This is a genomic window from Pseudoalteromonas sp. S4741 (genome assembly GCF_005886135.1).
GTDB lineage: Bacteria > Pseudomonadota > Gammaproteobacteria > Enterobacterales > Alteromonadaceae > Pseudoalteromonas > Pseudoalteromonas tetraodonis.
Map to the genome: position 1 here is coordinate 1 of NZ_PNCN01000192.1, position 8,220 is coordinate 8,220.

Consider the following 8,220-nt stretch of genomic DNA (forward strand, 5'->3'; position numbering starts at 1 on the left):
AACTTAAACGATCCGCATTACAAATTATGCGGCTTTTTTTATGTTTGATTATCAGTAAATATAGAGATATAGACGCTTATTTACAGTAACGCTTCAATGGCCTTTTTATCTTTATCAGGCATATTGTCGACCACCAAATTAAACGAGTTATCAATCATACGCTCAATTTCACCTTGTGGTACTGAGCCGTCTAAAATCACGGTATTCCAAAGACGTTTATTCATATGGTAACCTGGAATTACCGAAGGAAAAATGTCACGTAATGACTGTGCTTCATCAGGGTCGCACTTTAAGTTTAGCCACCAAATAGGTTCGCCGTTTTCATCGGTTTCACCTTCATTGCTCAGTGCAAGGGTGGCGAACATCTTATGGTTTACTTTATACACATCAACATCTTTAGCAAAAGGCTGGGTTAGTTTAACTAACGGCTTGTTCATTAAATAGGTATGTACAGTTTGTTGGTTCATGAGCCATTCCTTGAGGTCATAATCGATAACTTTACCATAGCAGCTTTTTGCTACTAAATAACACGAGTTTAAGTCTAAATTACAGATTTATGAGTCAGTACGAAGTAAGAAGCTAATCATATCACTTTATTGTTGAACAAAATCAGTTTCGTGGTATGTTTCTCGCAATCAAAAAAACAATAGGAATTCACCCATGCCAAAGGCAAGTGATGTTAAAAAAGGGACGGCTATTGACTTTAATGGCCGTGTATTAGTAGTAAAAGATATCGTACGTTCTGTACCACAAGGTCGTGCCGGTGGTAGTTTATACCGTATGCGTTTATACGATGTAGTAACGGGTAGCAAAGTTGACGAAACATTCAAAGACAGCGACATGCTTAACCTTGCAGATTTAACCCGTCGTGAAGCGATGCTGTCGTACATTGATGGTGATGAGTATGTCTTTATGGATAACGAAGATTATACGCCTTATAACTTGGCTAAAGACGCGATAGCTGAAGAGATTCAGTTTGTTAACGAAGAGACCCAGGGCGTGCATGTTATTGTGATTGATGGTGCGCCAGTTGGGCTTGATCTTCCTTCAAGTGTTGAGCTTGTAGTTGAGGAAACCGACCCTTCAATTAAAGGTGCTTCAGCCAGCGCGCGTTCAAAGCCTGCTCGTTTATCAACCGGCTTAACTATTCAAGTGCCAGAGCATATTTCTACGGGCGATCGCATCCGTATTAATACTGCAGAGCATAAGTTTATGGGCCGTGCTGACAAGTAAGCCGCTATAAATCTATGTTGATTAGCCGAGTATTTAAGTTGCTCGGCTTTTTTGTGTCTGAGTAACGGTCAAATAATGTGTTGCTTTAATTTTCGCCAATTTAACGCTATTATACGCGCCTTATTTTTGAGCTGGTTGAGGTGGTGGTGTTATTTGTTTTGCTTAGCGGTGTATTTATAGCGCTTATGTATTTAGAAACCATTAAAAAGGGCATGCCTGTTAAACGCTGGTTATTTTTAGGTGGCGTGTTTGGTCCTGTTGCTTGGTGCTTGTTTAATATGCATTATCGACGTGCATTGATACGCAATATAGGTGTAAATGCGTGTCTATGGCGTGCTTAACTGGTCGCTCTAATTAAACTGAGTTTTGATTGGCTTTTTTGTTGTTTTAAAAACGCAGTAAATTCATCTTTTGACAGTGGCTTAGAGTAGTAATAACCCTGCAGTGTTTCACAGTTTAGCTCTTCAAGTATGCTTATTTGCGACGCTTGCTCCACCCCTTCGGCAACTACATGCAAATCAAGGTTATGCGCAATAGTGACGATAGAGTCCACCATATTGCGGCCACGTTCAGTCTTCATATCATCGATAAAGGCTTTATCTACCTTAAGCGTATTGAGTGGAAACTGCTTTAAATACGCAAGTGATGAATAGCCGGTACCAAAGTCATCCATTGCTAAGTGAATTCCACGGGCACTTAAAGAGCGCATAATCGCAATGGCTTCTTGTGGATCGTCCATTACGGTGCCTTCAGTTATCTCAAGCTCTAAAAAGTACGAGGGTAGTTCATTTTTTTGTAAAATCACATCTATGCGCGAGGTTAAGTCGGGTAGGCTAAATTGTTTTGCTGATAAGTTAACAGCAACACGGGCATTAAATAAACCTGCATCTAGCCACTGTTTTACATCGCGACAAGCTTTGTTTAAAACTACTTCACCAATTTCAATAATTTGCCCTGTTTCTTCGGCAATTGGAATAAATACTCCTGGGCTGATAACCCCCTTTTTCGGGGTAATAAAACGCACCAACGCTTCCATTCCAGCAAGCTTACCAGTACGAATATTCATTTTAGGCTGGTAATACACCTCAAAATGATCTTCTTTTAAGCCAAAGCGCATTAGGTTTTCTATTTGCAGTCGTTTTACTGCTTGGCGGTTCATGGTGTCATTAAAGAACAGATAGCTATTGCCTTTCTTTTTAGCATGATACATCGCAGTATCGGCGTTCTTTAATAGTATTTCGGGGGTGTTACCATCTTCGGGGAACAACACTATACCAACGCTTGAGGTGATAGCAAGTTCATGGCCTGCCATTTTAAATGGTGTAGCTATGGCCGCTAAAAACTGTTTAGCCATGCGAGTGATAGTGAGAATATCGTTGGTGTTTGACATAACTAGCGCAAATTCATCGCCGCCAAGGCGATAAAATACGTCATTTTCACGGGTGAGCTTATTTAAACGCATAGCAAGCTTTGCTAGTAAGCTATCACCTAATTGATGACCCAATGAGTCATTTATCTTTTTAAAGTTATCTAAATCAAATACTAACAAGGCATGGTGAGAATGCTGCTTTGCGAGTTTTTGTAAGTCAGAAAAAAACAAATTACGGTTAGGTAAGCTGGTGGTGCGATCTCGGTTTGATAAATTATTGAGCTCAGACTCGGTTTTTTTACGTTCAGTTAAATCTGAATACACTACGACATAATTGGTAATTTGATTTTGCGCGTTTTTAATTTCATCTATTGAAATTTCAAATGGCAGCAGAGCATGATCGCTATTGCGAAGCTTTACTTCTTCTTGAATATGTTCGTGCTTTCTAACGGTGTTTTTTATGGATTCTATATAGCTTTTGTCGTAACCGGCTAAATGAAACTCTTTCTTTAGGTATTGCTCGCGTACGCCGCCAAACAAAGTTAAAAAGCTGGGATTAATATCCACCAGCCTAAAGTCTTTATCATAAATGGCCAGCGCATCAGTGAGTGACTCAACACATTTTGCAAATAAGTTAAGTCGATCTTCCGTTGATTTTAACTGCGAGATATCTCTGACTGTGCCAGTCATTCGCAGTGGGCTTAGGTTAGCGTCTTTTTCAATGATTTTTCCGCGGTCGAGCACCCAGTGCCATTTACCAAAGCTGTCTTTAATGCGATAAGTTGCTTCAAAAAAAGTACTTTCTTCGGCAAAGTGTTTTTTTAGTAGGTAATCAACATGGGTTAAATCGCGGGGATGGATCAAGCTTTTATTCGGTGGAAATTCTACTAGGTTATTACTATTCATCACGTATTTGTCATTGATACGAATAACTTTACCGGTTTTGATATTCCAATCCCATAGAGTGTCACCACTGCCTTCTACGGTACTTTTTAATCGTTTTTCAGAAAGCTGTAATTGAGAGTGTGAACGCTTGAGTGAGTGAACAATCGTTAACAAATAAACTACAACTAACAACATTATTGCGCACACGCTCACGACCAACGCATTTAAATTCAAGTTAAACGATGACTCGAATGCACTCGCAGAGTAGGCTGTGGCCAAAGAGGCCAACAATAGAATATATTTTATTATTTTTATTTTTTTCATTGTCTTACTTCTTATTAACAAAAGACAATCTAAATCAAGCGCGAGCAAGAGTCAAAGAGAATGCGAATGAAGTGGTAGTTTCTCAGACGAATTCACAGATTTGGCACTTAAAAGCTCATATCTTGGGCGATCTGCATTAAAAATTTCAGCGGCGTAGGCTTTTAAATCTTCAAGCGTTAATGCGTTTAAAGAATCCAGCAGGCGTTGCTGCATATTAAACCGATGATCGCCATTACCTATAGCAAGCCATAAACGTTGTGAACGTAAACGCAAATTTTTGTCTTTTTCAGCAATATGGGTTGTTAATCCATGTTTTTGTTGCAGCCAGTCTTGTTCTGTTAGTTCATTAATTATTGCTAAATACTGGCTAATAAATAAATTATGCCTGTGCAGTAACGTGGTGGGCTCAAATTTTGGTGATTGTATATAAAAGGCAATACCAGCACGGGTATTAAAAGGAGCGTATCCTGCGCCTACTAAATAACCGAGTTGTTGCGTGGTTCTGAGTTCATTAAAGTAATCTTGATTAATTAAATGATTTAGCGCCATCATTTTCACTTTTTCAATAACGTCATCGCTTTGTGCTTGGTAGTAAATCACCATGGCATTATCGCTGCAGGCAAGTTCAAGCTCGTAGCGAGTCACTTTAGTAATTTCATAAAGTGGGCGCTTTAAATCGTTGATAACGGCTGATTTTTTAAGGTGCTGAGCGACCTTCTTTTGAAACTCAAGCGCATCATTTTGCTGCCAATTACCATGTAAAAAAGACTCAACATGAAGGGCATTAAAAAACGCTTGTCTAAATTCATTAAACTGATGGAAACAGGTGTCTTTGAGTGCATTTGCTAACTCGTCAGGCTTAGGATTCCACGGCATTATTTTAGCGCCTAAAATACTAAATAGCTCACTAACGGGTTTGTTTTGATTGCTATTTCGCCAATGTCTAACTAATTGCTTTTTATATTCTGCAAAGCGTTTGGCACAAATTTTTACGTTAAATAGTGCATCAATCAGCTGATCGACTAATTCGAGTTGGCTTGAAGAAAGCCCCGCAGTGTGAAGCGTTAAGCCACCTTGATGAGAGGTTAAGTGATAACTTAAGCCCGCAAGTTCCGCTGGGTAAAACTGTTCGCCAACACTGTCCATGAATAAATCTGAGAATAACCGCGTCAGTGCCATATGTTTCACGTCTTTTACTGCAAAGTCAGAGTCCATGGCTAAATAAAAATGCCCTTTGGCGACTCTAAAGGTGGCGTCTTGTTTAAACCAAAAGTCAAAGCCTGCTTCTTTTACCAGTAATGTTGGATGTCGTTGCTGTGATTCAACCGGATATAAAATGACATCTTTAGCTAAATAAGGATTAGCCGTGGGCAATAGCATTTCACTTTGTGGCTGGCTAATCTGTGCAAGTGCTTTGAGCCAATGTAGCGACAATTTTTCAATTTTATAGGGGGTGTTATACCAAGCAGCTGTGTGTTCAGGCTCTACATCAGGATGAATAAGCACTAAACGCATGTTGTGCGGAGTTAACCACTGCATAGCCATTTCATGCGCGCTGGCTTTAAAGCCTTCCATTAAATAGTCACCCTGTAAGTAATTAACTTCATCGTAGTGTTGCATGTTAATACTTAAATTACTGACCCAATCAATTAGGCGAGACTTTTCTTGGTTATCAAATGCGATTTGTAATAGTTTTTGCTTATCTTGATATAGGCGAGGTAATTTGCTGGTGTTGTTATTAATTAAACAAATGTATTCAAACACCATCTCAATAATATCTTCGTAGTATTCAATGCCTTCATCGGTCAGCGCCATACTAATATTAAAGTCTTTAAAATTACTGCCATTAATTCCGCCACCTGCAGAGAGGGCATTGATCCAACCTTGCTCTTTAAGCACAGAATATAACGAGCCTTGCCCCTCATAACCTAGTAAGTGCGCAATAAAGCTGACCGTTTTATGACGATAAAAATCGTCAATGTTTGGCATGGCAAAGCTAATAATCAACTTTTGTACATGTTTGTGTGGTTCAATATGAAGCAACTTACCCAAGTCTTGGCTGCGATAAAGCGGCGCTTCTATAGGTGGCTTTAATTGGTGTTTATCTCCCTTTATCTGGGAGAAATACTGGGTTGCCCATGCCTCAAGTGTATCTAATGACTCATTGGCACAAATCACTAAAGTCATCCACTGAGCTTGGTAATGCTGATTAAAAAAGTCACGTAATTCATCACTAATACAGCGCTTTCTATCTGCTAATGTTTGCAAGTTTCCCACTGAGAACTTGGCAAAAGGATGTTCTGGGTTAACCGTTTCTTTATGCACTTGATAAATTCGACGGCCATCGTCTTTAATTTTTAATTTAAACTCAGCCTCAATAGCATTACGTTCTTTTTCTGTTTCAGCGGGGTTTAGTTTGGGCGCTATAAAAAACCGACTAAATTGCGCTAATGCTGTTTCAATATGATGGTTATTAATATCAAAGAAATAGCAGGTATGCTCTGTGCCAGTCCACGCGTTGGTATTGCCACCAGACTGCGAGACAAAATTATTAAAACTTCCTGATTCAGGATAAAGGTCAGTGCCTAAAAACAACATATGCTCTAAAAAGTGCGCTAGGCCTTGTCTATCAAGCGGATCATCAAAGTGACCAGCGTTAACAGCCATGGATGCGGCAGCTTTTGCTGAGTCTTGATCGTGCACTAAAAGTACTTTTAGACCATTGTCCAGTGTTAGTGTGCGGTAAGCTCTGTTATCATTAGTGCTGATTTTCAAATGATGCTCCTGAAACTAAACGTATAATTGTTAACAACAGATGATAACTTCAGGAATGCAATGCTATTTACCTGAACATCATGAAAGAACTATTTTAAGAAAATAAATAGGTTTGAGTTATTAATATAGCGGAAATTCGAGCAAACTGGCTACTGTTTTATATTCTTTAATTGGTTGATTTTTTATGAAAACAATCTTGATAATGCGTCATGGTGAAGCAATACCGATGCACTCTGATGATGTCAGTAGAAATTTGACTCCTTTGGGCCATCAGCAGGTAGAAAAAATGGGGCTGTGGTTACAAAAAAAGCATGCTCCAACGGGGTTATTAGTGAGTCCTTATGTAAGAGCGCAGCAAACAGCTGAGGGTGTTAAAAAAAATAATACCTTTTTATTTGAAGAGACCTGCCAAGATATTATTCCTGAAGGTAACCCGCAGGTTGCTGCAGATTATTTAGAAACGTTAATCGCGCTTCATCCAGAATGCGATACCTGGCTTGTGGTTGCCCATATGCCTATGGTGAGCTATTTGGTTGATCAGTTGTGTGCTGGGCACATGCCTATTTTTAATACCGGCGCTGTTGCACAAATTAGTTATGATGAAACTCGCCACAAAAGTGATTATATCACCATCAATGCACCAGCGAATGTAGATACATAGCGTGTAAATTAGCATTTAGCTAAGCCACTTTCTGTTAGGTAAATGCTACTACTTTTAGGTATTTGTCTACAGTAGAATTGTTAACCACATACTAAAACTCACCACACTCAAAACTGTCGATAAAACAACCGCACTGGCTAACGTATCTTGATGTTGTTTTATTTGGCATGCAATTAAGTACGCATTAACTCCCAAGGGCGATGCGCTCAATAATACGAGTACTTTTAACAGCGACTCATTAATAGCAAATACATGTGTGCCTAACACTAATACTAAGGCGGGCAATATAACTAGCTTTAACAGGCTGGCAATAGCTGCCGCTTGCCAGTTATCGCTAATTTTATAAAAAGCTAAATTTGCACCTAATACAAATAACGCACAGGCTATGGCAGGTTTAGCTAAAAGCGCTATGCCATTAGTTAAATCAAAAAATAAAGTAATCCCTGCTAAATTTACCAATAAACCCATGCTAATACTCAATACGACAGGATTGAGTAACATATTTTTGGCAAATGTTGACCACGAAAACACATGACTGGCACTGTTTGCACTAATTAAAAAGGTAAGGGTGAACAATAGCGCGCTATGAAAGGTAATGATCATAAAAATAATGCCCATCATTTGCTCACCCATGGCGGCAATAATAATGGGCAAGCCCACCAATACGGTATTTGAATAACTACTGCCAAGGGCAAATACACTGTGACGTTCATATTGAGGATGTTTGGAGAGAGTGTAGCGGTCAATAATGAGCGCAAAAAAATAAATTAAAATAACGGGAATATAAAAGCTTAAAAACCCATTTAAGCTCACGCTGGTTTTTAAGTCTGCCTGGGCCATATTTAAAAATAAAAAACTCGGTACACTAGGGGCTGTTGATCTTTGTAGTACATATATCAATCAGCCCACATTGGTAGCCACATCATAGTAAATGCTAAAGCGAGCATTGCATGATAAATTCGATCAGGCTTTT

Annotated in this window: 7 protein-coding genes; 3 read left to right on the forward strand and 4 right to left on the reverse strand. The window is 39.1% G+C overall.

Annotated features, from left to right (window positions below):
- Nucleotides 1-80: 80 nt before the first annotated feature.
- Nucleotides 81-467, reverse strand: a complete 387-nt coding sequence (locus CWC30_RS17525; RefSeq protein ID WP_138627738.1) for an MmcQ/YjbR family DNA-binding protein — start codon at nucleotides 465-467, stop codon at nucleotides 81-83.
- A gap of 193 nt (nucleotides 468-660) precedes the next feature.
- On the opposite strand from CWC30_RS17525, the gene efpL reads away from it, so the two are divergent.
- A complete protein-coding gene (efpL, locus tag CWC30_RS17530) occupies nucleotides 661-1,233 on the forward strand; it encodes an elongation factor P-like protein EfpL (protein ID WP_024602810.1) in 573 nt (190 codons plus the stop codon).
- A gap of 146 nt (nucleotides 1,234-1,379) precedes the next feature.
- A complete protein-coding gene (locus CWC30_RS17535; RefSeq protein ID WP_069440259.1) occupies nucleotides 1,380-1,574 on the forward strand; it encodes a hypothetical protein in 195 nt (64 codons plus the stop codon).
- On the opposite strand, the gene CWC30_RS17540 is transcribed toward CWC30_RS17535, so the two are convergent.
- Both CWC30_RS17540 and CWC30_RS17545 read right to left on the reverse strand, forming a co-directional pair.
- Nucleotides 1,571-3,811, reverse strand: a complete 2,241-nt coding sequence (locus CWC30_RS17540) for a sensor domain-containing protein (protein ID WP_138627739.1) — start codon at nucleotides 3,809-3,811, stop codon at nucleotides 1,571-1,573. The genes CWC30_RS17535 and CWC30_RS17540 overlap by 4 nt on opposite strands.
- A gap of 51 nt (nucleotides 3,812-3,862) precedes the next feature.
- Nucleotides 3,863-6,586 carry an insulinase family protein gene (locus CWC30_RS17545; protein ID WP_069440257.1) on the reverse strand — a complete coding sequence of 908 codons (2,724 nt, stop codon included), beginning with the start codon at nucleotides 6,584-6,586 and terminating at the stop codon, nucleotides 3,863-3,865.
- 184 nt (nucleotides 6,587-6,770) lie between these two features.
- Here CWC30_RS17545 and sixA point away from each other — a divergent pair, with 184 nt between their 5' ends.
- Nucleotides 6,771-7,247 (forward strand): phosphohistidine phosphatase SixA, encoded by a 477-nt coding sequence (gene sixA / locus CWC30_RS17550; protein ID WP_171034749.1) that lies wholly within the window; start codon nucleotides 6,771-6,773, stop codon nucleotides 7,245-7,247.
- Between the two features lie 66 nt (nucleotides 7,248-7,313).
- On the opposite strand, the gene CWC30_RS17555 is transcribed toward sixA, so the two are convergent.
- The gene (locus CWC30_RS17555) at nucleotides 7,314-8,147 is read right to left on the reverse strand and encodes an AEC family transporter (protein ID WP_138627740.1); all 834 of its coding nucleotides are present in this window, start codon (nucleotides 8,145-8,147) and stop codon (nucleotides 7,314-7,316) included.
- Nucleotides 8,148-8,220 lie beyond the last annotated feature (73 nt).